22 protein-coding genes and 2 pseudogenes are annotated in these 24,081 nt (G+C 70.8%); 9 read left to right on the plus strand and 15 right to left on the minus strand.

Going from position 1 to position 24,081, the window contains the following annotated elements; translation table 11 throughout:
- Positions 1–29 precede the first annotated feature (29 nt).
- Positions 30–866, plus strand: a complete 837-nt coding sequence (locus tag ACI2LP_RS18095; protein WP_404725504.1) for a hypothetical protein — start codon at positions 30–32, stop codon at positions 864–866.
- On the opposite strand, the gene ACI2LP_RS18100 is transcribed toward ACI2LP_RS18095, so the two are convergent.
- From ACI2LP_RS18100 to ACI2LP_RS18140, 9 genes are all read right to left on the minus strand, one after another.
- Positions 853–3,546 (minus strand): fumarate reductase/succinate dehydrogenase flavoprotein subunit, encoded by a 2,694-nt coding sequence (locus ACI2LP_RS18100; RefSeq protein WP_404725505.1) that lies wholly within the window; start codon positions 3,544–3,546, stop codon positions 853–855. The genes ACI2LP_RS18095 and ACI2LP_RS18100 overlap by 14 nt on opposite strands.
- A 12-nt stretch (positions 3,547–3,558) precedes the next feature.
- Positions 3,559–4,329, minus strand: a complete 771-nt coding sequence (locus tag ACI2LP_RS18105) for an ABC transporter ATP-binding protein (RefSeq protein ID WP_404725506.1) — start codon at positions 4,327–4,329, stop codon at positions 3,559–3,561.
- A gap of 117 nt (positions 4,330–4,446) precedes the next feature.
- Positions 4,447–5,388: an ABC transporter permease gene (locus tag ACI2LP_RS18110; RefSeq protein WP_404725507.1), complete on the minus strand. Its 942-nt coding sequence runs from the start codon at positions 5,386–5,388 to the stop codon at positions 4,447–4,449.
- Entirely contained in the window at positions 5,385–6,734 is a 1,350-nt protein-coding gene (locus tag ACI2LP_RS18115) for an ABC transporter substrate-binding protein (RefSeq protein ID WP_404725508.1), read from the minus strand. The genes ACI2LP_RS18110 and ACI2LP_RS18115 overlap by 4 nt, the downstream gene beginning before the upstream one ends.
- 22 nt (positions 6,735–6,756) lie before the next feature.
- A complete protein-coding gene (locus tag ACI2LP_RS18120; protein WP_266479325.1) occupies positions 6,757–6,984 on the minus strand; it encodes a ferredoxin family protein in 228 nt (75 codons plus the stop codon).
- Between the two features lie 40 nt (positions 6,985–7,024).
- Positions 7,025–7,795, minus strand: a complete 771-nt coding sequence (locus tag ACI2LP_RS18125) for a GntR family transcriptional regulator (protein WP_404725509.1) — start codon at positions 7,793–7,795, stop codon at positions 7,025–7,027.
- Between the two features lie 131 nt (positions 7,796–7,926).
- Positions 7,927–8,622, minus strand: coding sequence for a GPP34 family phosphoprotein (locus ACI2LP_RS18130; protein ID WP_404725510.1), 696 nt, complete (start codon positions 8,620–8,622; stop codon positions 7,927–7,929).
- The gene (gene fahA, locus ACI2LP_RS18135; RefSeq protein ID WP_404725511.1) at positions 8,619–9,851 is read right to left on the minus strand and encodes a fumarylacetoacetase; all 1,233 of its coding nucleotides are present in this window, start codon (positions 9,849–9,851) and stop codon (positions 8,619–8,621) included. The genes ACI2LP_RS18130 and fahA overlap by 4 nt, the downstream gene beginning before the upstream one ends.
- A gap of 84 nt (positions 9,852–9,935) precedes the next feature.
- Positions 9,936–11,930: a CocE/NonD family hydrolase gene (locus ACI2LP_RS18140; RefSeq protein ID WP_404725512.1), complete on the minus strand. Its 1,995-nt coding sequence runs from the start codon at positions 11,928–11,930 to the stop codon at positions 9,936–9,938.
- Between the two features lie 178 nt (positions 11,931–12,108).
- Between ACI2LP_RS18140 and ACI2LP_RS18145 the strand changes: the two genes are divergently transcribed.
- The 5 genes from ACI2LP_RS18145 (at position 12,109) to ACI2LP_RS18165 (ending at position 17,814) form a co-directional block, all read left to right on the plus strand.
- Positions 12,109–13,119, plus strand: a complete 1,011-nt coding sequence (locus ACI2LP_RS18145) for a polyprenyl synthetase family protein (protein ID WP_404725513.1) — start codon at positions 12,109–12,111, stop codon at positions 13,117–13,119.
- A 320-nt stretch (positions 13,120–13,439) separates the two neighbouring features.
- Entirely contained in the window at positions 13,440–14,453 is a 1,014-nt protein-coding gene (locus tag ACI2LP_RS18150) for a CHRD domain-containing protein (protein WP_404725514.1), read from the plus strand.
- A gap of 183 nt (positions 14,454–14,636) precedes the next feature.
- Positions 14,637–15,929 carry an outer membrane lipoprotein carrier protein LolA gene (locus ACI2LP_RS18155; protein WP_404725515.1) on the plus strand — a complete coding sequence of 431 codons (1,293 nt, stop codon included), beginning with the start codon at positions 14,637–14,639 and terminating at the stop codon, positions 15,927–15,929.
- A gap of 81 nt (positions 15,930–16,010) precedes the next feature.
- On the plus strand, positions 16,011–16,955 hold the full coding sequence (locus ACI2LP_RS18160) for an ABC transporter ATP-binding protein (protein WP_404725516.1): 945 nt from the start codon (positions 16,011–16,013) through the stop codon (positions 16,953–16,955).
- Positions 16,942–17,814: an ABC transporter permease gene (locus tag ACI2LP_RS18165; protein WP_404725517.1), complete on the plus strand. Its 873-nt coding sequence runs from the start codon at positions 16,942–16,944 to the stop codon at positions 17,812–17,814. The genes ACI2LP_RS18160 and ACI2LP_RS18165 overlap by 14 nt, the downstream gene beginning before the upstream one ends.
- A 9-nt stretch (positions 17,815–17,823) precedes the next feature.
- On the opposite strand, the gene ACI2LP_RS18170 is transcribed toward ACI2LP_RS18165, so the two are convergent.
- From ACI2LP_RS18170 to ACI2LP_RS18180, 3 genes are all read right to left on the minus strand, one after another.
- The gene (locus tag ACI2LP_RS18170) at positions 17,824–18,381 is read right to left on the minus strand and encodes a flavodoxin family protein (RefSeq protein ID WP_404725518.1); all 558 of its coding nucleotides are present in this window, start codon (positions 18,379–18,381) and stop codon (positions 17,824–17,826) included.
- Between the two features lie 84 nt (positions 18,382–18,465).
- The gene (locus ACI2LP_RS18175) at positions 18,466–19,773 is read right to left on the minus strand and encodes a M28 family metallopeptidase (protein ID WP_404725519.1); all 1,308 of its coding nucleotides are present in this window, start codon (positions 19,771–19,773) and stop codon (positions 18,466–18,468) included.
- A gap of 307 nt (positions 19,774–20,080) precedes the next feature.
- Entirely contained in the window at positions 20,081–20,530 is a 450-nt protein-coding gene (locus ACI2LP_RS18180) for a VOC family protein (RefSeq protein WP_404725520.1), read from the minus strand.
- A 22-nt stretch (positions 20,531–20,552) separates the two neighbouring features.
- Between ACI2LP_RS18180 and ACI2LP_RS18185 the strand changes: the two genes are divergently transcribed.
- The gene (locus ACI2LP_RS18185) at positions 20,553–21,152 is read left to right on the plus strand and encodes a CGNR zinc finger domain-containing protein (RefSeq protein WP_404725521.1); all 600 of its coding nucleotides are present in this window, start codon (positions 20,553–20,555) and stop codon (positions 21,150–21,152) included.
- 2 nt (positions 21,153–21,154) lie between these two features.
- On the plus strand, positions 21,155–21,544 hold the full coding sequence (locus ACI2LP_RS18190) for an SRPBCC domain-containing protein (RefSeq protein ID WP_404725522.1): 390 nt from the start codon (positions 21,155–21,157) through the stop codon (positions 21,542–21,544).
- A gap of 58 nt (positions 21,545–21,602) precedes the next feature.
- Here ACI2LP_RS18190 and ACI2LP_RS18195 read toward each other — a convergent pair whose 3' ends face one another.
- From ACI2LP_RS18195 to ACI2LP_RS18205, 3 genes and pseudogenes are all read right to left on the minus strand, one after another.
- On the minus strand, positions 21,603–22,388 hold the full coding sequence (locus tag ACI2LP_RS18195; protein ID WP_404725523.1) for a hypothetical protein: 786 nt from the start codon (positions 22,386–22,388) through the stop codon (positions 21,603–21,605).
- Between the two features lie 186 nt (positions 22,389–22,574).
- Entirely contained in the window at positions 22,575–23,549 is a 975-nt protein-coding gene (rarD, locus tag ACI2LP_RS18200; protein WP_404725524.1) for an EamA family transporter RarD, read from the minus strand.
- Positions 23,550–23,648: 99 nt separating this feature from the next.
- Positions 23,649–23,822, minus strand: a pseudogene (locus ACI2LP_RS18205) (KR domain-containing protein); the annotation flags it as partial.
- A 5-nt stretch (positions 23,823–23,827) separates the two neighbouring features.
- On the opposite strand from ACI2LP_RS18205, the pseudogene ACI2LP_RS18210 reads away from it, so the two are divergent.
- Positions 23,828–24,064 (plus strand): annotated as a pseudogene (locus ACI2LP_RS18210) (winged helix-turn-helix transcriptional regulator); the annotation flags it as partial.
- Positions 24,065–24,081 lie beyond the last annotated feature (17 nt).

The raw sequence follows: 24,081 nt of genomic DNA on the forward strand, positions 1-24,081 counted from the left end.
GCCCTGTGTGTCGGCTAGCGTCGGCGTTCATGGACGACATCTGGCAGTTGCTGGAATGCGTACACTCGCCCGTCTACTTCGCGCCCGAGACGGGGCCCGTGTACTCCGCCGCGGGGTCCGGGCTCAAGGGCTTTTGGATGGGGTACTTCGCGTCCCGGGCCGCCGCGCTCGGTGCGGTGCCGCCGGAGGTGGTGACGGCCGCCTTCTACAACTTCGCACCGGCCCGGGTCGCCCGGGCGCTCCCCGATGCCTGGGAGCGTTGCCCGCCCGCGCAGGTCCTCGCGGCGCGGCTCGACGTGGCCGATCGGTGTCTGCGTCGGCTGCTCGGCGAGCTCGTCGACGGTCCGCAGGTGGCCGAGTCCGCGGAGCTCGGACGACGGGCGGTCGAGTCCCTGCCCGTCGCCGGGAGGGTGCTGTTCGCCGCGCATGCCGCGTTGCCCGTGCCCGAGCAGCCCCATCTGGCGCTGTGGTGGGCCGCCACCGCGCTGCGCGAATTCCGCGGTGACGGACATGTCGCCGCCCTGGTGACCGCCGGGGTGGATGGCTGCGAGGCCAATGTGATCACTGTGGCGCTGGGGCTCGCCCCGCCCGAGCAGCGCCTCAACCGCGGCTGGAGCGAGGCCGAGTGGCAGGCCGCGCACGCCCGTCTCCGCGACCGTGGAGTGCTCGCGCAGGACGGAACCCTCACCGACGCGGGCCGCCTTGAGCGGGATGCCATCGAGGCCACCACCGATCGGCTTGCCCGGCCCCTCCTCGCCGGCGCGAGGCTCGCCGAGTGTCTGCGCCCGCTCGCCCGGCGGATCGTCGAGGCGGGCGGGGTGCCGTTCCCCAATGCGATGGGGCTGCCGCCGCTCAGGCCGGGGTAGCCGCCCTGGAGGCATAGGCGCGGACGTCCGCGTCCGGGTCGGTGACCGCGGTCGCCAGCGCCGCCCGGGCGTCCTCGCGGGCGGAGTGCCGGAGCAGGGCCAGCACCGCCGCCTTGCGGACATCGGCGTTGGCGTCGCCGAGTGCCTTGGCCAGGGCGGGTACGGCGAGGTCCGGGCCGGCCGCGCCCAGGGCCGTGGCCGCGCCCGCGCGGACCTGCCAGGACGGGGTGGCCAGCGCGGTGATCGCCGTGGTGTCGTACGGGGACGGGCAGCCCGCGACGGACAGTGCGGCGAGTGCGGCCGCGCGGACCAGGACGTCCGGGTCGTGGACCAGGGGCTCGAGCGCCGCCGGGTCGTTCAGGCTGCGTGCCACCGCGACGCGGACCTCGCGGGCCGGGTCTGCGGTCGCTCGGGCGATGACATCGAAGGCGTCGACCGAGACCAGGGCGCGTACGGCTGCGATACGGACCTCGATGGCCGGGTCCGAGAGCGCGCCGCCGAAGCGGTCGGCGTCACCCAGCCGGAGCGCGCGCAGGACGTCCAGCGCGGTGGAGCGGACCCGGGGGTCGTCGTTGTCGAGTGCCGCCACCAGGGGAGTGCTCAACTCCGGGGTCGGCGGGAGGACTTCGACCAGCTCCTGGAGGGAGGCCGCGGCCGCGGCACGTACCGCCGCGTCCTCGTCGACCAGGGCCGTGGCGAGCGCCGGGCCCGTGCCGTCCGGGGCGGTCTCGGTGAGCGTGGCGACCGCGGCGGCCCGTACCGCCGGGTCGGCGTCGGAAAGGTAGGGGCTCAACTCCGTGAGCGACGGCTCCTCCTCGGCGAGCGCGAGGAGTTCGAGGATGCGCGGGGAGTGGGCCGCGACATGTGTCTCGACGCGTACGGGCGCGGCGATGCGGGAGCCGGTCGGCGCGATCTCGCGCGGCCCCGCCGTGGAGACCTGCTCAAGAGCGACCTCGCCGAGGTGGCGGGACGGGCCGCCGGTGGGGCTGAACTCGTCGACCGGCACCAGGTAGGGCGCGACGGGGCGGGCTGTGAACTCCATCGTCCCGGCGGGCGACTTGCGCAGGTCCAAGTGGTGCAGCCAGTCCTCGTCGTCGCGCTGCGGATGGTCCGTACGCTCGTGGTAGAGGCCCCAGCGGGACTCCGTACGCGCGAGTGAGGAGCGGGCGGCCATCTCGGCGCAGTCGCGGATGAAGTCGACCTCGGCGCAGCGCATCAGCTCGTGCGGGGTCTTGGCGCCCATCTCGGCGATCTCGCCGCGCATCCGCTCGAAGTGCTCGACGGCGAGGGAGAGCCGGGCGCCGGACTTGGGCGGGGCGACGTAGTCGTTGACGAAGCGGCGGAGTTTGTACTCGACCTGGGGCTGGGGCGGTCCGTCCGGGTTGCGCAGCGGCCGGTAGATCAGTTCATGGGCGACGCGCAGCTGGTCGGCGGGCAACTCGCCCTCGTACGCCTGGTACTGGGACGCGTCCGCGCCCGCCAGATCGCCGAAGACGAAGGCGCCGATCATGTAGTTGTGGGGGACGCAGGCCAGGTCACCGGCGGCGTACAGACCGGGCACGGTGGTGCGGGCATGGTCGTCGACGCGTACGCCCGAGGCCGAGTGGCCGCCGCAGAGGCCGATCTCGGAGATGTGCATCTCGACGTCGTGGGTGCGGTAGTCGTGGCCGCGGTTCGCGTGGAAGGTGCCGCGGGTGGGGCGCTCGGTGGAGTGCAGGATGCCCTCCAGCGCGCCGATGGACTCCTCGGGGAGATGGCTGAGCTTGAGGAAGACGGGACCGCGGTCGGAGGCGAGTTCGTTCGCGAACTCGGCCATCATCTGGCCGGACCAGTAGTCGGAGTCGACGAAGCGCTCGCCGTGCCGGTTGACCTGGTAGCCGCCGAAGGGGTTGGCGACATACGCGCAGGCGGGGCCGTTGTAGTCCTTGATCAGCGGGTTGATCTGGAAGCACTCGATGCCGGTCAGCTCGGCACCGGCGTGGTAGGCCATGGCGTAGCCGTCACCGGCGTTGGTGGGGTTCTCGTAGGTGCCGTAGAGATAGCCGGAGGCGGGGAGACCGAGGCGGCCGGCGGCGCCGGTGGCGAGGATGACGGCGCCTGCGCGTACCGAAACGAACTGTCCCGTACGGGTGTTGAAGCCCGCGGCCCCGACGGCCCGGCCGTCCGCCGTGAGGACCCGGACCGGCATGACCCGGTTCTCGATCCGGATGCGCTCGCGCATCTCGCGCCGCCGCAGCCGGCGGTAGAGGACCTTCTTGACGTCCTTGCCCTCGGGCATCGGCAGGACGTACGAACCGGAGCGGTGCACCTGCCGTACCGCGTACTCGCCGTGTTCGTCCTTCTCGAACTTCACGCCGTACGACTCAAGTCGCTGCACCATCGCGAAGCCGCGGGTCGCGGTCTGGCGGACGGTGGACTGGTCGACGATGCCGTCGTTGGCGCGGGTGATCTCGGCGACGTAGTCGTCGGGTTCGGCGCGGCCGGGGATGACGGCGTTGTTGACGCCGTCCATGCCCATGGCGAGGGCGCCGGAGTGCCGTACGTGCGCCTTTTCGAGGAGCAGGACGTTCGCGCCGTGCTCGGCCGCGGTGAGCGCGGCCATGGTGCCGGCCGTGCCGCCGCCGATGACGAGGACGTCGCAGGAAAGTTCCTCGGCGTCCGCGAGTGCGGGGATGTCCATGGGGAGGGCCTCTCAGGTGCCGAGGGATTCGAGTACTTCGCGGCGCAGCGCGAGGGTCGTGGGTTCGCCGTGGGCAGTACGGTCGCGGGGGCGGGGGACGTCGAGGACGCGTCCGGTGCCGAGGAGGGCGATGCGGTCGCCGAGGAAGAGCGCCTCGTCGACGTCGTGCGTGACGAACACGACGGTCGCGCCGGTGCCGCGCAGCACGTCGACGAGCAGCTGCTGCATCCCGGCGCGGGTCTGCGCGTCGAGCGCGCCGAACGGCTCGTCCATGAGGACGGCCCGCGGCTCTGCGGCGAGTGCTCGCGCGAGCTGGACGCGCTGGCGTTGCCCACCGGAGACGCGGTGCGGGAGGTGGGCGGCCCGGTCGGCGAGCCCGACCCGGTCCAGCCACTGCTCGGCCTTCCGGCGGCGCTCGGCGCGGCCGACTCCCCTGATGGCCAGGGGGAGCTCGACGTTGCCGCGCAGGGTGCGCCAGGGAAGGAGGGCATCCTCCTGGAAGATCAGTGCCCGCTCGGCGCGGGGCGCGGTGATGGGCTCACCGTCCTGCGCGACTGCGCCGTCGAGCGGGGGGAGCAGCCCGGCGAGGGTCCGCAGGAGGGTCGACTTGCCGCACCCTGAGGGGCCGACGACGGTCAGGATCTCGCCGGGCTCGACCTCCAGGTCGATCCCGTCGAGCACGGGCGCTCCGGTCCGCCCCAGCGACGCACCGCGCAGGGTGAGCCGGGTCCCACGGGGCGGTGCGGGGGTGGGGGCGAGGGTGGTTTCGGGGGGTGTGGTCATGGGTTTACGCCTCCTCGTGGGTGCGGATGGCGGTGTGGGTGGGGGGGGCCTGCGGCGGGCTTTCCCTACCCGCCCTCCCTCAGACTCCGTCCGGGGGACCCCCAACCTCACCGCGCCTCAATCGCCGGCGGGGCTTGATTTGCCCGGGCGACCTTCAAGTTCCGGACGGGCGGAAATCAAGCCCGTCCGGCGATTGAGGACATGCCCGAAGGGCGTACTGGGGCCTGGGGGCTTGCCCCCAGTTACGGGAACCGGCGGGGTGGCGGAAACCCTCGGGCGCCGGACCGGCGGTCCCGACTCCACCCGCGGGAGCCACCGTGTCACCCGCCGCCCCGCCAGCTCCACCGTCGTCGACGTCAGCCAGCCCAGGACGCCGATCGTCGCCATGCCCACGAACACGCCGGGGTAGTCCACCACCGTGTAGTCCTGCCAGGTGCGGTAACCCACCCCGTACTCTCCGGAGATCATCTCCGCCGAGATCACGCAGATCCACGAGACGCCGATCCCCACCGAGAGACCGCCGAGGATCCCCGGCAGCGCCCCCGGCAGGACCACCGACGCCAGAATCCGCCACCGGCCGCCGCCCATCGTGAGGACCGCCTCTTCCCAGACCGGGGTCAGGGCGCGCACGGCATGCCGTGTGGAGACCATGATCGGGAAGAACGCCGCGGTGAAGGTGATGAAGACGATGCCCTGCTCGTTGCTGGGGAAGAGCAGGATCGCCACCGGTACCAGCGCGATCGCCGGGATCGGGCGGAGGACTTCGAGCACCGGCCCGAGCAGGTCCGCCGCCAGGTGGGAGCGGGCGATCGCGGTGCCGACCGCCACGCCCGCGAGCGCCGCCAGCGTGAAGCCGGTGACGATGCGGGTGAGGCTGTCGGTCAGGTCCTGCCAGTACGGACCGCTCCCGACCCGCTCCCCGAACTCCCGCGCGACATCGACGACCGTCGGAAACTGCTCGAACCGCAGCCACAGATTGATGTCGTAGGCGGTCAGCAGCTGCCACACCCCGAGCGCGCCCACCAGGGACAGCGCGCGCACGACGTGTCGGCCGGTCATGACACCTGCTTCAAGGCCTCGGCGTACGACACGGTCCGGGCGCCCGCGTGTCCCGTCACATAGGCCGCGGCCGCGGACCGGGTGACGAAGGGCAGCAGCTTCGTGCCGTCGGCCACCCACACCGCCTTGTCCGCGAACCAGCGTGTGCCGGTGGTCGCGTCGGGGACATACGCCGCGCGCACCTGTCCAGGAGCCGCGGCCACCTGCCGCAGCAGCTCGACCGGGGTCACGAAGGACTGGGTCGCGTTCTTGCCCTTCAGCCACAGCTCGCTGCGTGCGGGCGCGGGCGCGGCCGTGAGCGCCTTGGCGTAGCCGTTCCCGTACGCCCGCTTCACATACTGGTCGTCGACGAAGGCGTCCACATCCACGTCGCCCACCAGCTTCGCCGACTTCAGCACCGGCACGTCCTTCTTCAACGCGTCCACCAGCTCGGGCTTGAGGGCCGGTCCGAAGGTCGCGATGCCGTGCGCGCCGTTGTAGAGGTAGACGACCTCGGCCGGGAGCCCGGTCGCCTTGGCCACCGACTCCGCGGCCGCGACCGGCTGCTTGTGCAGATACTCGGTCGCGTCGGCCTGCGCGCGCAGGAAGTCTTCGAGCACCGTGGGCCGCTTCTTCGCGAAGTCCTCGCGCGCGGTGACCCCGTGGAAGGTCGGCAGGTTCAGCTCCGCCCCGTCGTACAGCGCCTGTGCCTTGCCCTGGAAGGCGAGCAGCCCGGGCCAGGCAACGAACTGCGAGAGCGCGTCCGTGCTGCCCGCCTGGAGCGCCGACGCACCCACGGCCGGCTGCTGGTTGAGCTTGCGGATGTCCTTCTCCGGGTCGATGTCCGCCCGTTGCAGCGCCCGTACGAGCGTGCCGTCCGCGGCCGATCCGACACTCGTCGAGACCTTCTTGCCGCGCAGGTCCTTCAGCGAGGACAGCTTCGAACCGGGTGCTGTGACAATGGTGTTGAGGCCACCGCGCAGGTTGTAGCCGGTGACGGAGACGAGCCGTGTCGGCCGGTGCAGCTGCTTGCCGCGCGTGGCGTTGATCAGCAGCGGGAAGTCGCCCATCGAACCGATGTCGATCTTCCCGGCGGTCATCTGCGCGGTGATCGGCGCGCCCGTGGCGTAGTCCTGCCACTTCACCTTGTAGGTGACGCCCTCACGTTTGCCGCGGGCCGCGAGCTCCCGCTCGAAGTAGCCGAGCGAACGCAGCAGCGTGCCCGCCGTGACGGTGTTGATGGTCTTGGACTGGTAGCCGACGGTGACGGTGACGGTCGAGCCGTCGCCCGCCTCCGCGTCGCCGCCACAGCCGGTGAGGGGCAGCAGCAGGGTGGCGGCGAGGAGCACAACTGGCTTGCGTGACATGGGAGTTCGGACCTCTCGGGCTTTACCGCAGCAGATAGGGCATGTTGACCGTGACCGCGTCCGTGGGACACCGGGCCGCGCACGGGCCGCAGTACCAGCACTCGTCCACGTGCATATAGGCCTTGCCGCTGTCCGGGTTGATCGCGAGGGAGTCGAGCGGGCACATGTCGACGCAGAGCGTGCAGCCGTCGATGCACTTCGACTCGTCGATGGTCACGGGCACGTCGGCACGCTGGGGCGCGAGAGGCATGGCTGTCTCCGGGAAAGGGGTACGGGGGTACGGGGACGGGTCAGTGGGAGCGGTGGAGCAGCCCGCTCATGGTGATGCGGTCGCCGCGGAAGCGGATGAACTCCAGATCCACGGGGCGTCCGTCGGACAGATGCGTGAGCCGTTCGAGCATCAGCACGGCGGCGCCGCGCGGGGCTTCGAGTACGGCGGCGGAGTGCGCGTCGGCGTTGACGGCCTCCAGGGTGATCTCGGCCGTGCCGAGCGGCTGTCCGGTGAGGGTTTCGAGCAGCCGGAACACATCGGTGTGCTCCAGGTCGCAGCCGAGCAGACCGGTGCCGATGTCCATCGGGATGTAGGTGAGGTCGAGCGAGAGGGGCAGGCCGTTCAGCCGCCGCAGTCGCTCGATGCAGAGCACGTCGGTGTGCTCGGGCAGGCCGAGTCGCCGGGCCACGGGTGCGGGCGCGGTGACGGGGCCGACGGTGCGGACTTCGTTGGTGACGTCGCCGTGCTCGTGCAGGGTCTCGGCGAGGCCCTGCAGCCGGTCGAGGCCGTGCGGGTACTTCTCGGACACCACGACCGTGCCGACGCCCGGCTGGCGTTCGACGAGCCCCTCCGTACGAAGCAGATCCAGTGCCTGGCGGACGGTGTTGCGGGAGACGCGGTAGTCGTCGCCGATCGTGCCCTCCAGCGGCAGCACGCCGCCGGGGAAGCCGCCGGTGCGCACCTGGTGGCGCAGCAGGTCGGCGAGCTGCCGCGCCTGGTCCGCGCGCAGCCGCCGCCGGCGTGCGGCGGCGAGGGGCACGGTGTGCTCACGGATACGTTCGGCTGGCATGCCTCGGACCATACCGACGCTGCGTCGGCGGTGGTGTTGCCAGAGTGTTGCGCCATGAACCGACCACCGGGACACCCCGCTGAACTGCGGTGATGTGGATCAGTCGGGAAGATCTGCCACCCCGGGGGGAGTCAGTCGCCGCCACCGCCGTCGCCTCCGCCACCGTCTGAGTCGCCCCCGAAGCTGACGCTGGTACTGCTCGACTTCTTGTCACGCTGTATGGCGCGGTGCACGGCGTACGGGGCCCATTGCTCCCGTACGAGAACGCGCAGTGCGCCCCGCCCCCGCCACGACTCGAATCTCGGATGGAGCACTTTGGCGATGCCGATCGCCCCGGTGAAGGCGGCCAGCAGCCGGCTGCGGCGGTCCGGGAAGCCGGCCCACACCGACTGGGCGTAGCGCCCGCGGGCCGGGGTCGAGAGGTCCTCGGCCGCCGCGGGGTACCGGCGGTACGGGAAGATGCCCAGGAAGCGATGGGTCTCCACCCGCAGCGCGCCGCGTCCCACCAGGTGGTGCAGGCACAACTCCTCGATGTGCCGCCCGGCGCGCCTGACCCAGGGCCGGGCGCGCACGCCGTCGCCGAACCGGCTGGTGCCCGGGGCCGGGAGACTCGCCAGTATCTGCGCCGACAGCGGGTTCTGCGGCGGCACTGGATTGACCACCGTCACCTTGCCGCGCGCCTCGGCGACCCTGCCCTGGAGCTCCAGCTCGGCGAGGGCGGCGCCGGCCAGTCCGTACTGGAGGTAGCTCCTGCTGCAGTGCCGGCGGCCCGTCACGGGGTCGAGAGCGAGCAGCAGGAGCTCCTCGGGCAGGGTGAGTCCGGTCATTGTCCGGCGCTCGCCGCGATCCGGCCGGTGACCTCGCCGAGGCCGACCCGTACGCCGTCCGGGCCCGGTGCCCAGGCGGTCATCGTCACCACGTCGCCGTCCTCCAGGAAGGTCCGCTTGCCCTCGGGAAGTTCGAGAGCGTCCCGTCCGTTCCAGGTGAGCTCCAGCAGCGAGCCGCGCTGGTGGACCTCGGGCCCGCTGACCGTGCCGGAGCCGAAGAGGTCGCCCGTACGGAGCGAGGCGCCGTTGACCGTCATATGGGCCAGCTGCTGGGCGGCCGTCCAGTACATCGTGGCGAACGGCGGCTCGGAGACCACATGGCCGTTGATCGCCACCGTGATGCGCAGGTCGAAGCCGCCGGGCTCCTCGTCGCCGGAGTCGTCGAGGTAGGGCAGCAGCTCGAAGTCCCGAGCGGGGGGCTCGGTACGGGCCGCGTCGAGGGCCTCCAGCGGGGTCACCCACGCGGAGACGGACGTGGCGAAGGACTTGCCGAGGAACGGGCCGAGCGGCACGTACTCCCAGGCCTGGATGTCCCGGGCCGACCAGTCGTTGAGGAGCGTCACACCGAAGACATGCTCCCGGAAGTCCCCGAGGGCCACCGGGCGGCCGAGCTCGGAGGGAGTGCCGACGAGGAAGCCGACCTCGGCCTCGATGTCGAGCTTCACGGACGGGCCGAACAGGGGCGCGGGGTCGGCCGGGGTCTTGCGCTGGCCGCTGGGGCGCACCACATCGGTGCCGGAGACGACAACCGTCCCGGCCCGGCCGTGGTAACCGATCGGCAGATGCTTCCAGTTGGGCGTCAGGGCGTCCCCGTCCGGCCGGAACATCTTGCCGACATTCGTCGCGTGGTGCTCGCTCGCGTAGAAGTCGACATAGTCGGCGACCTCGTACGGAAGGTGCAGCGCGACCGAGTCGAGCGGGTGCAGCAGCGGTTCGATGTCCGGCCGGTGGGCGGGCACGGTGACCCATGCGGTGATGGCCCGGCGCACGTCCCGCCACGCGGTGCGGCCCGCCGCGAGGAGCGGGTTGAGGTTCGGCTGCGCCAGCAGTGCCGCGTAGGGGGAGCCGAGGGTGTGGGCGGCTGCTCCGGCGTCGAGCACATGGCTGCCGACGCGGACGCCGAGCCGCCGGCGCCCGGGCTCGTCGGCCGTGGTGAAAACGCCGAACGGGAGGTTGTGCGGGCCGAAGGGATCGCCCTCGGCCAGATCGAGCGGGCTCTGCTCGGGCATCGGTGCTTGCCTCGCTTTCCACGTGTGTGGGGCACACGTTACGTGGGTGTTGCCCCGCCGCGGCAGGTCACCCGCCCGGCCCGCTCACCCCGCCATTCTCGGGAAGCGCCGTTCCCATGTGCGGTGGAAGACGATCTCGTCGCCGTCCCTGCACACCACCTCGTCCGAGGCGATGAAGTCGGCCGCGTCGCAGGTGAGTTCGGAGCGTGTCTCGATCCGTACGTCCCAGGCCAGCTCCGGCCGGTGCAGCCGGACGGCCCAGTCGGAGCGGGCCTGCGCGGAGTGCGGGTCGCGCTCGCGGATCGTGTACGTCTGAAGGGCGTCCTCCGTGTACTCCAGGCCGTCCGGATACACCCGCAAGCCGCCGGGTCGCGGGTCGACCTCCAGGCGCCACTCGCCCTTGGCGACGTCACGGACCACCAGACGCTCGGGCCGCTGCTCGTCGAGGGTGACGGGGGAGCTGACCCCGAGCGGCTCGGACTGCTCCGGTTCCTCGAAGAGGATCTTGTCCTCGGACGTGCCCTGGGACCGTACGGGAAGCTCCAGGCGGGAGCCCGCCGGGTCGAGGGTGAAGCCCGCCGAGCCCGGCTGCGGCCAGATCCACGGCCAGTACGCGGAGGAGACGGCGAGCCGGATGCGGTGGCCGGGCGGGAAGCTGTGGCCGACGGCGTTCAGTTCGAAGGTCACGTCCTCACTCGCGCCGAGCGGCCAGGCGCCCGCGCGTTCGCGGCCGTGGCGGGCGGAGAGATTGAGGACACCCCGCGTGACGAGGGTGGACGATCCGTCGGGGGCGACGTCGCAGAGGCGGGCGATCGCCTGGCCGTGGGGCACGTCGAGGCGAAGCCGCAGCGTGAGGGCGGGGCGGCCCAGGAGCTCGACCGGCGCGTCGGTGACCGGGAACTCGAAGCAGGCCGAGCGGGCGTCCTCGTCGCGCTGGTCCGGCGGCAGATCGGCGTCGTTCCCGCAGGGGAGGAAGCGGCCCGCGTCCAGGCCGGTGTGCTGGGGCGAGTCGACGATCACCGGCTCGCCCTTCAGGGCGTGCGACACGGTGGTGACGTGCGGCGACGGCCAAGCGGGGTCACCGACCCAGCGGCCGGGCAGCTCCTCGTACACGGTTGCGGGCGGATGCGACTCGCTGACCCAGGAGCGCAGCAGGGGCTCCGACATCACGTCATTGGCCGTGTTCTTCAGGTGGTGGTCCCACCATCTGAGCGTCTCCTGGAGAAAGCCGATGGCCGGGCCCGGCCGGCCCCGGTCCGGGTACTGGTGCGGCCACGGGCCGATCAGTCCCCGTACCCGATCGGGCGGCAGCTGCTCCACCAGGCGCAGCACCGTGTCCCGGTACGGGTCGTGCAGGCCGCCCACCGCGAGGACCGCCGCCTCGATCGCCGCATAGTCCTCGCGGACGCTGCCGTGCTTCCAGTAGTCGTCGCGGATCTGGTGGGCGAGCCAGGTGTGGATGAAGGGGGAGACCGCTTCGAGGCGCCCGAGCCACATCTGCCGCCACTGATCGCCGACGAAGAGGGGGTCCGGCGGTCGGGAGACGAAGGCGAGCAGGGTGGCGGCCCAGGCGTGCATGCCGCAGGCGAGCACGGAACCGCCCATGTAGTGCGCGTCGTTGTCGTAGCGGTCGTCCGTCGAGCAGACCGTGACGATGGCCTTCAGCGGCTCCGGGGCCAGCGCGGCGATCTGCAGCGAGTTGGTGCCGCCCCAGGAGATGCCGAACATGCCGACCCGGCCGGTGCACCAGGGCTGCGCGGCCAGCCAGTTGATCACCTCGACGCCGTCGGCCGTCTCGGTCGTGCTGTACTCGTCGCCGGGCATGCCCTCGCTGTTGCCGTGGCCCCGCACATCGACCCGTACGGAGGCGTAGCCGTGGCCCGCGTACCAGGGGTGGCGCTGCCAGTCGCGCGGCGCGGTCCCGTCGCTCAGCCGGAACGGCAGATATTCGAGCAGGGCGGGTACGGGTTCGTCGGTGAGCGGGCGCCACACGCGCGCGTAGAGCCTTGCGCCATCCGGCATCGGGATCCGGATGTCCTCGTGGGAGGTCTCGTACGGGAAGTCGGTGCGGATGCGCATGGCAGGACCTCAGTTCCGACAAAGCAGCCGTTTCATGTCGTATTGGCTGATCACGAACATACCGGGGGCGGCGGGAAGGCGCCCACGGTGATCGAAACGCGACCGGATACGCTGACTTGAGTGAATCCAGCGACACATCGACAATCCGTGTGACCGTCAGCAGACAGGAGATCCCCTCGTGACCGTCGTCGGGCCGTTCGGGCTGAGCGTGCGGGACCAGGCTCTTGAGGCCGATGTCCAGACCGGATTGGCGGCTGTCGAGGCGGGACTGCTCGAAGCCACCAAGAGCGAGGTGCCCTTCATCACGGAGGCCGCACAGCACCTGGTACGAGCCGGGGGCAAGCGCTTCCGGCCGCTGCTGGTGATGCTTGCGTCCCAGTTCGGTGATCCGTACGCGCCGGGAGTGGTGCCCTCGGCCGTGGTCGTCGAGCTCACCCATCTCGCGACGCTGTACCACGACGATGTGATGGACGAGGCCGAGGTGCGGCGCGGCGTGGACAGCGCCAACGCCCGCTGGGGCAACTCGGTGGCGGTGCTGACCGGCGACTTCCTGTTCGCGAGGGCCTCCCACATACTGGCCGACCTGGGTCCCGAGGCCGTACGCATCCAGGCGGAGGCGTTCGAGCGCCTTGTCACCGGCCAGATCCTGGAGACGGCGGGCCCGCGGGACGGCCGCGACCCGGTGGAGCACTACCTCGACGTCATCGGGGGCAAGACCGGCTCGCTGATCGCGGTCTCGGGCCGGTTCGGCTCGATGATGTCGGGCGCGGACGAGGGTGTCGTGGACATCCTCACCCAGTACGGGGAGCGGCTCGGCGTCGCCTTCCAGCTCGCGGACGACGTACTCGACATCGCCTCCGACTCGCACGAGTCCGGCAAGACGCCCGGCACGGATCTGCGTGAGGGCATCCCGACGCTTCCGGTGCTGCATCTGCGCGCGCAGGCGGAGGCGCACGAGCGGCCCGAGGACCGTGAGCTCGTCGCGCTGCTCGATGGGGATCTGACGGACGACGCCCGGCATGCCGAGGCGCTGCGGCTGCTGCGCGTTCACCCCGCGCTGGAGCAGGCCAGGCGGGACACCGTGCGGTACGCGGAGGAGGCGCGGGCGATGCTGGCGCCGCTGCCCGAGTGCTATGCGAAGGCCGCGCTGGAGGAACTCTGCGACGCGGTGGTTCACCGCGCGGGCTGACGCGCGGGGCTGACGGCCGCGGCTGACGCGTGGGCTGATCCCTTCGGGGCTGACGCGCGGGGCTGTCCGGCCAACGTCCGGGATTGATGGCGGACGCCCTGTTCACCATCGGTGCGGGGCGCCCTCCTGGCGTGCCCGCAGGACCTCCGTACACCCCTCGTTCATCTCCCGTACACCCTTCAGGGGGACCGCTGCCCGGCGCTCCCTCGATCTGTGGCGCAGGTCACATTATTGGATTGAGTCTAACCTTCGATCCACTCCGTACCCATGCCCAGAAGCTGACGCACAGGGCGTTGGCCTCAGTACGGGGAGATAACAGAATGAAGCGGAACAAGGCCCTCCTTGTCGGTACCACCGCCGTAGCCGCCGCTGTCGGAGTGGCGCTCGCCGTCCTGCCGGCCTCGGCCGACAGCAAGAGCTCCGCCGCCGACCACGCGGGGCACGGGAACAGCGCCGACATCGCCGTCCAGAGCGGTTCGGACCGCACCGGCTCGGACCGCGGTGCCTCCCTCTTCGTGGCGAGCCTGAACGGCGCCAACGAGGTGCCGGTGCAGGGTGGACCCGCCGTCGGTGACCGCGACGGCGCGGCGCTCGAGTTTGTGAAGGTCAAGGGGGACAAGGTGTCCGTCGCCGTGAAGTTCCGCGGCACCGACAAGCCGACCGCCCTCCACATCCACCAGGGCGCGAAGGGCACCAACGGCGGCATCAAGGTGGACTTCACCAGGCTGCTCAGCAAGGGCAAGACCAAGGCCAAGGGCTGGACCGGCGCTGTCACCGGCACCGTCAAGGTCACCGACAAGGCCGTCCTCGACGCCCTCAAGGCCGACCCGACCGGCTTCTACGCCAATCTGCACACCGCCGCCTTCCCGGGCGGCGCGGTCCGCGGCCAGTTCCACAAGGTCACCGGCTCCTTCGGCTTCGGCAAGGCCCTCGACAACTTCCAGGCCTCCGTGGTCAAGGGCAAGCAGATCTACGAGTGCAAGAAGGGTGACGACGGCACGTACTCCTTCCAGCAGCGCGACGTGCGTGCCGTCCTCGGCGGACACATCGCGCACTCCTTCGTCGCCCCCAACTCCGGTACGCCGCAGTGGATTGCGCCCGACCACAGCGCGGTCACCGGCAAGCTGATCAGCAAGACGCCCAACGGCGCCAAGAACATCGCCGAGCTGGACCTCAAGGCCACCCAGTCCGGCAAGAAGCGGGGACTGCTCGCGAACACCCAGGAGATCTTCCGGCTGAACACCGTGGGCGGCGTCGCTCCGGCCGGCAGCTGCGCGAAGGGAGCGATCGTCGGCGTCCCCTACGGGGCGGACTACGTCTTCATCCAGAAGTAACCCTTAAGGCACCAGGGTTCGCGGCGCTTCCCCTACTGGTTGGGGGAGGCGCCGCGTCCTTCTGTCATCCCAGAGCAGTACGCCAAGTTGCTCCCGCGGTCTGACGCTTCTTCACGCCCGATTTGGTCAGATGAATGCAGTTGAACAGCGCCACCCTGACCAACCACGGAGGTAGGGCACACCATGGCACCGAACGACAGCGCACAGACCACCGAAGAGGCCGAGGACCTCGCAGCGGGCCGCCGCAAGGCAGCGCGCTACATCGTCCCGGTCGCGGTGGCCGGGGTGGCGGCGGCGACCATCGGGCTCGTCCCGGCGCTCGCTGCCTCCGGTGACCCCGACCTGCCGAAGATCAGCGCGCAGGAACTCATCGCGAAGATGGCCGCGTCGGACACCCAGCAGCTCTCCGGCACGGTGAAGGTCAACACGGACCTCGGCCTGCCCTCGCTCGCCGGTCTCGGCGGCCTGGGCGGCGGCTCCTTCGCCCCCAAGGGCCAGGACGGCGAAGGCGGCTCGTCCGCGTCCCCCGACGGCAAGCTGATGGAGCTGGCCACGGGATCGCACACGCTGCGCATCGCGGCAGACGGCCCCGACAAGCAGAAGGTGTCGATCCTTGAGGACACCGCCGAGTACAGCCTGATCCACAACGGCGACGAGGTCTGGGCGTACGACAGTGCCTCGAACGAGGCCTTCCACTCGAAGGACGGCGCACCGCGCGACGGCAAGGACCAGAAGGCCACACCGCCGAAGGACCTGCCGACCACGCCCAAGGCGCTCGCCGACGAGGCGTTGAAGGCCGCGGACGACACCACGTCGGTGACTGTCGGCGGTACGGCCCAGGTGGCCGGCCGGGACGCCTATCAGCTGGTCATCAAGCCCAAGCAGAGCGGTTCGACGATCGGCTCCATCAAGGTCGCGGTGGACGCGAAGAACGGCGTGCCGCTGAAGTTCACGCTCACCCCGAGCAGCGGCGGCAAGGCCGCGATCGACGTCGGCTTCACCAAGGTCGACTTCTCCAGGCCGGAGGCGTCCACCTTCGACTTCACCCCGCCCAAGGGCGCGAAGGTGACCGAGGGGGACGAGCTGGAGAAGGGGCACCCCGCCAAGGGGCACGAGGGGTTCAAGAACCACAAGGGTCTTGAGGGCTTCAAGCACGACAAGGGTTTGGGGAGCGGTAAGGACGTCCAGGGCCTTGACGACTTCCAGGGTCTGAACGTCATCGGCAAGGGCTGGACCTCCATCGCCAAGATCGAGACGCCGGGTGGCAAGGGCGTCACCGCGCCCAAGGACGGCGACGTCCCGCCGGAGGCCAAGAAGTTCCTGGACGCGCTCGGCGACCAGGTCGAGGGGAAGTTCGGCTCGGGCACGGTCTTCACGACCCGCCTGGTCAACGCCCTGATGACGGACGACGGCACGGTCTACGTCGGCGCCGTGACCAAGGACGCGCTCGTGCAGGCCGCGAACGCGGCGAAGTAACGCAAGGCGCGTCTGCTGTCCGCCCCGCCGTACGCTCCGTACGGTGGGGCGGACCGTTGACCGACAGAAACGGGGACCGGAATGACAGCCGTCATCGAGACGCGCGGGCTCACCAAGCGTTACCGGGGCGGGCAGTTGGCCGTCGAGCGGCTCGATCTGAGTGTGCCGGCCGGCAGCGTCTTCGGTTTCCTCGGCCCCAATGGCTCCGGCAAGACCACCACCATCAGGATGCTGATGGGACTCATCGAGCCGACGGCGGGCAGCGCCACGGTTCTCGGCCGGCAGATGCCCCGCGCCGTGCGGACCGTACTGCCGCAGGTGGGCGCGTTGATCGAAGGGCCCGCGCTGTACGGGTTCCTGAGCGGCCGGGACAATCTGCTGCGCTACGACAGTGCCGACCCGAGCGCCGACCCCCGCACCCGGCGCGCCCGGGTCGCCGCCGCGCTGGACCGGGTCGGGCTGACCTCTGCCGCGGGCAAGAAAGCCAAGGCGTACTCGCTCGGGATGAAGCAGCGCCTCGGTCTCGCGGCCGCGCTGCTGCAGCCGCGGAGACTGCTGGTGCTCGACGAGCCGACCAACGGGCTCGATCCGCAGGGCATGCGGGAAATCCGTTCCCTGGTACGGGAGCTGGCGGCCGACGGCACCACGGTCTTTCTCTCCTCGCACCTCCTCGACGAGATCGAGCAGGTCTGCACGCATGCGGCCGTGATGGCGCAGGGGCGGCTGCTCATCCAGGGGCCGGTCGCCGATCTCGCGGCGGGCGCGCGGGGCCGGCTGGTCGTCACCACTCCCGACGCGGGTGACGCCGCGCGGGTTCTCAAGGAGCAGGGCGTGAGCGATCTGACCGTCACCGAGGACGGGGTCACCGGCGAACCACCTCCGAAGGACCTCGGGAAGGACCTCGCGGACCTCAACGCGGCACTGGTGCGGGCAGGCGTACGGGTACGGGGCTTCGGCCTTGAACGCGCCTCCCTGGAGGACGCCTTCGTGGCCCTGACCGGAGAGGGCTTCGATGTTGCAGGCTGAGGCGACGGCGCTTCCCGTACGGCGTCACTGGACGCTCGGTCTCTTCCGCTCCGAGCTGACCACCACGTTCCGGCGCTGGCGCACGCTCGCCCTGCTGGGGGTGCTGGCGGCCGTCCCCGTACTGATCGGCGTCGCCGTGAAGATCGAGACGAGCGACGGCGGTCCGGTCGGCAACGGCGGCGGTGGCGGCCCGGCGTTCATCACGCAGATCACCAACAACGGGCTCTTCCTGGTCTTCGCGGCACTCGCCGCGACCCTGCCCGTCTTCCTCCCGATGGCGATCGGCGTCGTCGCGGGAGACGCGATCGCGGGCGAGTCGAACTCCGGCACCCTGCGCTATCTGCTGGTCGCGCCGGCCGGACGCACCCGGCTGCTGCTCGCCAAGTACGCCGCGGCGTGTGCCTTCTGCCTGGTCGCGGCCCTCGTGGTGGCGGCGTCCGCGCTCGCGGTCGGGTCGCTGCTCTTCCCGCTCGGCGATGTCACGACGATCTCCGGCACCCGGATCTCCTTCGGGGACGGGCTGCTGCGGGCCGGTCTCGTCGCGGTGGTCGTGGCGGCGTCGCTGACCGGGCTCGCGGCGCTCGGACTGTTCGTCTCGACCCTGACGGGCAGTGGCATCGCGGCCATGGCGACGACGGTCGGGCTGCTGATCACGGTGCAGATCCTGGACAGCATCCCGCAGCTGCACGGGATCCATCCGTATCTCTTCCCGCACTACTGGCTGTCCTTTTCGGACCTGCTGCGGGAGCCCGTCTACTGGGACGAGGTGCTGAAGAACCTCGGTCTGCAAACGGTGTACGCGGCGGTGTTCGGGTCGGCGGCGTGGGCGCGTTTCACGGCGAAGGACATCACGGCCTGACCGGGGACCTCACGGCCTGACCGGCTGGAAGAAGGACTTGGCGGTCAGCGTCGCCTCCGCGTCACGTACGACATCGCCCGGCCGCGTGCCGTTGCCCAGCAGCACGCCGCCGAAGCGCATGCCCATGAACTCGGCGGTGTTGCGCAGAGTGCCGATCAGCGGCTCCGCCTTGTCGGCGGTGCTCGCGAAGGATGTGACACCCCACAGCGTGCGTCCCGCCATGCGTGCCCTGAAGTCCACGCCGGGCACCCGCAGCCACCCCGACCAGTGGTCGAGATAGCGCTTGGTGCCGGCGGAGAGGGAGTACCAGTACAGCGGCGAGGCGATGACGAGGTCGGTCGCCTCCAGGGTGGCGTCCAGCAGCGTCGCCGCGTCGCCGGTGGGCGCCGGGTAGCTGCCGTCGCCCTCGTGGCGCAGGTCGTCGAACTCGGGCAGCGGCAGGTCGGCCAGGTGCAGCCAGCGCTGCTCGGCCCCGTCGGGGAGCTGCTCGGCGGCCAGCCGGGCGAGCGCCTCGGTGTTGCCGCCGGTGCGGCTGCTGCCCAGCAGGAACAGGAACTTGCGGGTCATGGCGCTCCCCCTCGTACGCGACTGCATGCGTGCGCAGTATATGCACACGCATGCAGTCTGTGGGGGGTGGCAGTCGTGCGTACCTCAGAAGGTGAGCTTGAAGCTGTCGATATAGCCGGTGTCCTGCGCGGCCTTGTCCTGGACCCGCAGCTTCCAGGCGCCGTTGGCGACCTCGGAGGAGGCGTTGACCGTGTAGGTCGCCTGGACGTTGTCCGCCGAGTCGGAGGAGCTGAACGGCTTCAGGTTGTACACCGTGCCGTCCGGGGCGACCAGGTCGACGACCAAATCGCCGCGCCAGGTGTGCTTGATGTCCACGCCGGCCTTGAGGGTGGCCGGGGCGTTTCCGGTGCGGCCGGAGACGGTGACGGTCGAGGTGACGGCAGCGCCGTTGTCCGGGATGGCGACGTCCGCCGTGGTCTCGTACACATCACCCGGCGGGGTGGTCGTCCCGGTCGAGAGCGTCCAGATCGCGTGCGCGATCGCATCGCTGTTGCGGTCGAGCGCGGTGTCGTTGATGTTCGACGTGTTGTCGCAGGAGGAGTGGTAGCAGCGGTCGAATGCCTGGCCCGCCGTGCCGCCCCACTTCTGCGCCTGGGCCGCGGTCTTGGTGTAGTCGGCGCCGCTGAACAGGCCGCCGACCGGGACGCCCGCGTTCTTGAACGGCGCGTGGTCGGAGCGGCCGTCGCCCTCGGTCTCGATCTCGGTGGGGACGCTCAGGCCCGCGAAGTAGTCCTTGAACGTCTTCTCGATCGCCGGGTCGTCGTCGTACACGAAGTAACCGGGGTTCGGGGAGCCGATCATGTCGAAGTTGAGATAGCCGGAGATCTTCGAACGCTCCGCGGCGGGAAGGTTGTTGACGTAGTACTTCGACCCGACCAGGCCCAGCTCCTCGGCGCCCCACCAGCCGAAGCGTAAATGCTTGTCCGGCTTGAACTGGGCGCGGGAGACGGCGAGCGCGGTCTCCAGGACGGCTGCCGAGCCGGAGCCGTTGTCGTTGATCCCGGCGCCCGCGCCGACCGAGTCGAGGTGCGAACCGGCCATCAGGATCTGGTTGGCGTCACCGCCCGGCCAGTCGGCTATCAGGTTGTAGCCGGTGGCGCCGGACGAGGTGAACTGCTGGATGGACGTGGTGAATCCGGCCGCGTCCAGCTGGGACTTCACATAGTCGAGGGACGCCTTGTATCCGGCCCGGCCGTGCGCGCGGTTGCCGCCGTTGGCGGAGGCTATCGACTGCAGCTGGGTCAGATGGGCCTTGACGTTGGCGAGAGGTATGTCGGGGGCGGCGAGCGCGGGCGCGGGGGCCGCGCTCGCGGCGGGCGCGGCGGAGGCGAGCAGCCCGGCCAGGGCTATCGCGGCAGCCGCGACGGTACGTCTGGGAACGGAGAGGTTCATGTGGGGGCTCCGGGATTCCGTACGGGGACAGGACGGAACGTGCGAGACGCCCCGGGATGGCGGGTCCTGGGGCGCTGGAGCTTGTGGTGCGCGTGCGTTGGTGCGCTGGAACTTGTGGGGCGCGTGCGTGATGCGCTGTGCGTGCTGAATGTTCAGTGAGAGTTTGACTCACCGTCAAGGGCGGAAACCGGTCACTGGTGTTCGCATGTCGAACGAATGCGCTGCTCGCTGGTACGTCGCGGCGCGGTGAGGTTCACGCGAACCGGGCGTTCAGGGCCAAACCGAGGGCCCGCGGTCCGGCCGGCCGTCACTCCACGCAGAACTCGTTGCCCTCGGGGTCGGCCATCGTCGTCCAGACGCCCTCGGGCTCGTTCGCGTCGTACAGGACCCTTGCCCCCAGTGCCTCCAGCCGGGCCACCTCCGCTTCCCGCTGGTCCGCGCCGACATGCAGGTCGAGGTGGAGGCGGTTCTTCGTCGTCTTCTGCTCCGGGACCCGCTGGAAAAGGATCCGGCGGCCGTTCCCCATGCCGCTGTCCTTGTCGTACGGGTCGTCCGGATGGCGGACGGCCACGAAATCGCGCCAGGCCTCGCGACCGTGCGACTGGACCGTCGAGTCGTCCGGCAACTGGCCGGACCCGCGCAGGCGGGCGATCAGTGCGCTGTGGTCCTCGAGCTCGTAGCCCAGGGCCGCGGCCCAGAAATCGGCCTGGGCGTGCGGGTCGGACGTATCGACGACAAGTTTCCAGTGCAGTGTCATGGTAACCCGTTAAAGTAGTTACGTGAGTGAGGTCGCAGGAGGACTGACCCTTCGCACCCCGGAGGGGCACACCTATCCATTCGACGCCGGGGCGCTCTGTCTTGAACTGTTGCCCACCGGAGGCCCTGGAGCGTTCGCGCGGTACGAGGTGCTGCACGGGCCCGATGATCTGGTGCGGTGGGCGGCGGAGAGCCGGCTGCCCGGCGGGCTCGAGCCCGTTGTCACCGGCAAGGACGTGGCTGCGGCCCGTGCGCTGCGGGATGCGCTGTGGCGGCTCACCGCCGACCGGGCGCATGGGCGCCCACTCGGCCCCGGCGACCTGGCCGTGGTCAATGAGGCGGCCGCCAAGGCTCCGCCCGCGCCGCGAATAACCCTGGACGGCAGCCGCGGCTGGGTCCGGGCGGCCACCGGGACTCAACTTCTGTCCGTCGTTGCGCGCGACGCGGTCGACCTCTTCACCGGTCCGTACGCGGACCGCATCCGCGAATGCGCCTCGCACGACTGCTTCTTGCTCTTCGTCGACACCTCGCGGCCGGGGCGGCGCCGCTGGTGCGCGATGGAGCGGTGCGGCAACCGCAACAAGGTCCGGGCGCACCGCGCCCGGCACGCAGATGGGGACTGATGATGCCTACGGGACTGACGCAGGACGCAGGCTGGGAGATCGGCGTGTCGAAGACGCTGCCGCTCCCCGTGGACGCCGTCTGGGAGTTCGTCGTGAGCCCCGAGGGTGTCGCCCGCTGGCTCGGTGAGGGCACCCGACTGCCCACCGGGAAAGGGGAGCCGTACGAGACCGAGGACGGCATCGCGGGCGAGGTGCGCAGCTATCGGCCGGGGGACCGGGTCCGGCTGACCTACGGCACGACCACCCTCCAGGTCGCCGTCTCCGCCTCCGGGGACAAGACCGTGCTCCGCTTCCATCAGGAACATCTGGCGGGCTCGGCGGAGCGTGAGCGGCAGCGGGCGCACTGGAAGGCCGTGCTGGCCGAGATCGTGCAGGCGCTGGGGGTGGACTGAGGGTCTTCGGGGCCCGGGGTCTCCGTGCGAAGGGCTGGTACGGCCGTTGCCGCACGGCTCACATCGGGTCGATGAAGTCGGGCCCCTCGCCCGGACCCGACGGGCCCGCGGGAGGCTTGCGGCGTGGCGCCGTCGGCGGGCCCGACTCCGCCTCCTCACGGACCCGCGCCGACTCCTGCTCCGCGATCGAGAGCCACCGCTCCCATCGCCGGCGCATCGGCTGGATGAGGCCGCCGCCCACGCCCACGATCAGGATGCCCGCGACCGTGGCCAGCGCCGCGGTGAGCAGTGGTCCGGTCACCGCGGCCGCGATCTCGGCCTGGCCGAGCGCCGCGATCACGCCGAGCGCCACGATGCAGGCCCAGGCGACCGTGGACAGGCCCCTGCCGTACGGGGTCTCGGCCAGTGCTCCCTGGACGATGTCGCGGACCGCGCGTGCAAGGGACATGGCCACCACGACGATGACGCAGGCGGCGAGCGCCTTCGGCAGCCAGGCGACCACGCTGTTGATCATGCCGCTGACCGGATTGGGGCCGAAGACCCCGAAGCCCAGCTGAAGGGCGATCAGCAGGATCCCGTAGTAGAGGATCCTGACGAGGATCCCGGTCGCGTCGTACTGCGACCCCCTGAACGCGTCCGCGACGCCGCTGCGCTCCGCGAGCCGCTCGAAGCCGACCCTGCGCAGCAGCCGGTCGGCGATCCTGGCGGTCAGCTTCGCCAGAAGCCGGCCGATGAGCAGGATGACCAGGAAGGCGATGAGCTTCGGGACGAATGTGGCGACCGCGGTCCATGTGTCGGTGAACCCCTGACCGAAGTCGACCGAAAGGGCGAGGGGCAGCGGCATGACGCGCTCTCTCCGCTCCACGGGCCCGGCCCGAATGGCGAAAGGCCTCGACCTCCGGCGTATCACCGCCTCAGCGGTGGGGTCCTGCGCCCAGCGTCGGCGGTGGGCCGATCGAGTGGCAGAACGAAAGACGGAACGAGGGACGGAACGAGGGACGGAACGAGGGACGGATTTCGCGGTCAGGCGTCAGGCCGTCGGTTCCGCCTGCGGTGCGGGCTCCGCGAGGACCCGGGACAGCGGCGGCGCGGCCTTCGCCAGCCGCAGCGCCTCCGCCTTCGTACGCCGTGCCGTCCTCAGCGCGTCCCACGTCAGACACGTCAGCGCCAGCCACACCAGCGCAAAGCCCGCCCACCGCTCCGCCGGCATCTCCTCGTGGAAGTACAGGACGCCCAGCAGGAACTGGAAGACCGGCGCCAGATACTGCAGCAGCCCCAGCGTGGAGAGCGGCACCCGGATCGCCGCCGCGCCGAAGCAGACCAGCGGCACCGCCGTCACCACGCCCGTCGCGGCGAGCAGTGCAGCGTGGCCGACCCCGTGCGCGCCGAAGGTCAGCGAGCCGTCGGCGCCCAGCCAGAGCAGAAAGCCGAGTGCCGGCAGGAACTGGATCGCGGTCTCGGCGGCCAGTGACTCAAGACCGCCGATATTGACCTTCTTCTTGACCAGGCCGTACGTCGCGAAGGAGAACGCGAGCGTCAGCGAGATCCATGGTGGCTGCCCGTAGCCGATCGCCAGGACCAGCACCGCCGCGAAACCGGTGCCCACCGCCACCCACTGCGACGGGCGCAGCCGCTCCTTCAGCAGCAGTACGCCCATCGCGATGGTGACCAGCGGGTTGATGAAGTAGCCGAGCGACGCCTCGACGACACGGCCGGAGTTCACGGCCCAGATGTAGATGCCCCAGTTGACGGTGATCACGGCCGCGGCGACCGTGATCAGCCCCAGCTTCCCGGGGCTGCGTATCAGTTCCCGTACCCAGCCCCACCGCCCCAGTGCGAGCAGCGCTATGCCGACGAAAGCCAGCGACCAGACCATCCGGTGGGCGAGGATCTCCGCCGCTCCGGAGGGCTTCAGGAGCGGCCAGAACAGCGGGACGAGGCCCCACATTCCGTAGGCCCCGATCCCGTACAGCAGTCCTGCCCGCTGTTCGCCCTCAGGCTTCATCTGCCCCTCCTGCCCTGCGCGCATCACCACGACGAAGGTACGCGGCACAGGGCCGGACTGTCATGCCCGTATCGGCATACGGTCATGACGCAGGTTCGGTCACACCGCGGCGAGCGCTGCCGCGACCGAGTCGGCCAGCGGAGTCGTCGGGCGGCCGGTCAGCCGCGCCAGGTCGCCCGTCGTCCGGGCCAGCAGCCCGCGGCCCACCGCCGCGTCGACGTCGACGAGGATCTCGGCGAACGGAGCGGGGACACCCGCACCTGTCAGGATCTCCGACGCGGGAGGTCGGCAGCGTGAGCGAGAAGATGTTGGCGCAGACCCTCCAGACCCTGGAGCGCGACGGATTCGTGCACCGGGATGCCAAGCCCGTCATCCCGCCGCGCGTGGACTACTTGCTGACCGCGCTCGGCAAGGAGGCGGCCGAGCAGGTGTGGTCACTGGCCCGCTGGACCGAACGGCGGCTCGACGAGGTGCAGCAGGCCCGTGCCGTGTACGACGAAGCCCGGACCTCCTGACAGGAGATCCGGGCCCC

The sequence above is a fragment of the Streptomyces sp. NPDC019890 genome (genome assembly GCF_044903445.1).
GTDB lineage: Bacteria > Actinomycetota > Actinomycetes > Streptomycetales > Streptomycetaceae > Streptomyces.

Coding starts and splice junctions, on each gene's coding strand:
- ACI2LP_RS18115 (WP_404725508.1), bottom strand. CDS start 6,734: ATGTCACGCAAGCCAGTTGTGCTCCTCGCCGCCACCCTGCTGCTGCCC.
- fahA (WP_404725511.1), bottom strand. CDS start 9,851: ATGCCCGAGCAGAGCCCGCTCGATCTGGCCGAGGGCGATCCCTTCGGC.
- ACI2LP_RS18140 (WP_404725512.1), bottom strand. CDS start 11,930: ATGCGCATCCGCACCGACTTCCCGTACGAGACCTCCCACGAGGACATC.
- rarD (WP_404725524.1), bottom strand. CDS start 23,549: ATGAAGCCTGAGGGCGAACAGCGGGCAGGACTGCTGTACGGGATCGGG.
- ACI2LP_RS18175 (WP_404725519.1), bottom strand. CDS start 19,773: ATGAACCTCTCCGTTCCCAGACGTACCGTCGCGGCTGCCGCGATAGCC.
- ACI2LP_RS18180 (WP_404725520.1), bottom strand. CDS start 20,530: ATGACACTGCACTGGAAACTTGTCGTCGATACGTCCGACCCGCACGCC.
- ACI2LP_RS18125 (WP_404725509.1), bottom strand. CDS start 7,795: ATGCCAGCCGAACGTATCCGTGAGCACACCGTGCCCCTCGCCGCCGCA.
- ACI2LP_RS18160 (WP_404725516.1), top strand. CDS start 16,011: ATGACAGCCGTCATCGAGACGCGCGGGCTCACCAAGCGTTACCGGGGC.
- ACI2LP_RS18120 (WP_266479325.1), bottom strand. CDS start 6,984: ATGCCTCTCGCGCCCCAGCGTGCCGACGTGCCCGTGACCATCGACGAG.
- ACI2LP_RS18095 (WP_404725504.1), top strand. CDS start 30: ATGGACGACATCTGGCAGTTGCTGGAATGCGTACACTCGCCCGTCTAC.
- ACI2LP_RS18105 (WP_404725506.1), bottom strand. CDS start 4,329: ATGACCACACCCCCCGAAACCACCCTCGCCCCCACCCCCGCACCGCCC.
- ACI2LP_RS18155 (WP_404725515.1), top strand. CDS start 14,637: ATGGCACCGAACGACAGCGCACAGACCACCGAAGAGGCCGAGGACCTC.
- ACI2LP_RS18170 (WP_404725518.1), bottom strand. CDS start 18,381: ATGACCCGCAAGTTCCTGTTCCTGCTGGGCAGCAGCCGCACCGGCGGC.
- ACI2LP_RS18130 (WP_404725510.1), bottom strand. CDS start 8,622: ATGACCGGACTCACCCTGCCCGAGGAGCTCCTGCTGCTCGCTCTCGAC.
- ACI2LP_RS18165 (WP_404725517.1), top strand. CDS start 16,942: ATGTTGCAGGCTGAGGCGACGGCGCTTCCCGTACGGCGTCACTGGACG.
- ACI2LP_RS18150 (WP_404725514.1), top strand. CDS start 13,440: ATGAAGCGGAACAAGGCCCTCCTTGTCGGTACCACCGCCGTAGCCGCC.
- ACI2LP_RS18190 (WP_404725522.1), top strand. CDS start 21,155: ATGCCTACGGGACTGACGCAGGACGCAGGCTGGGAGATCGGCGTGTCG.
- ACI2LP_RS18100 (WP_404725505.1), bottom strand. CDS start 3,546: ATGGACATCCCCGCACTCGCGGACGCCGAGGAACTTTCCTGCGACGTC.
- ACI2LP_RS18195 (WP_404725523.1), bottom strand. CDS start 22,388: ATGCCGCTGCCCCTCGCCCTTTCGGTCGACTTCGGTCAGGGGTTCACC.
- ACI2LP_RS18110 (WP_404725507.1), bottom strand. CDS start 5,388: ATGACCGGCCGACACGTCGTGCGCGCGCTGTCCCTGGTGGGCGCGCTC.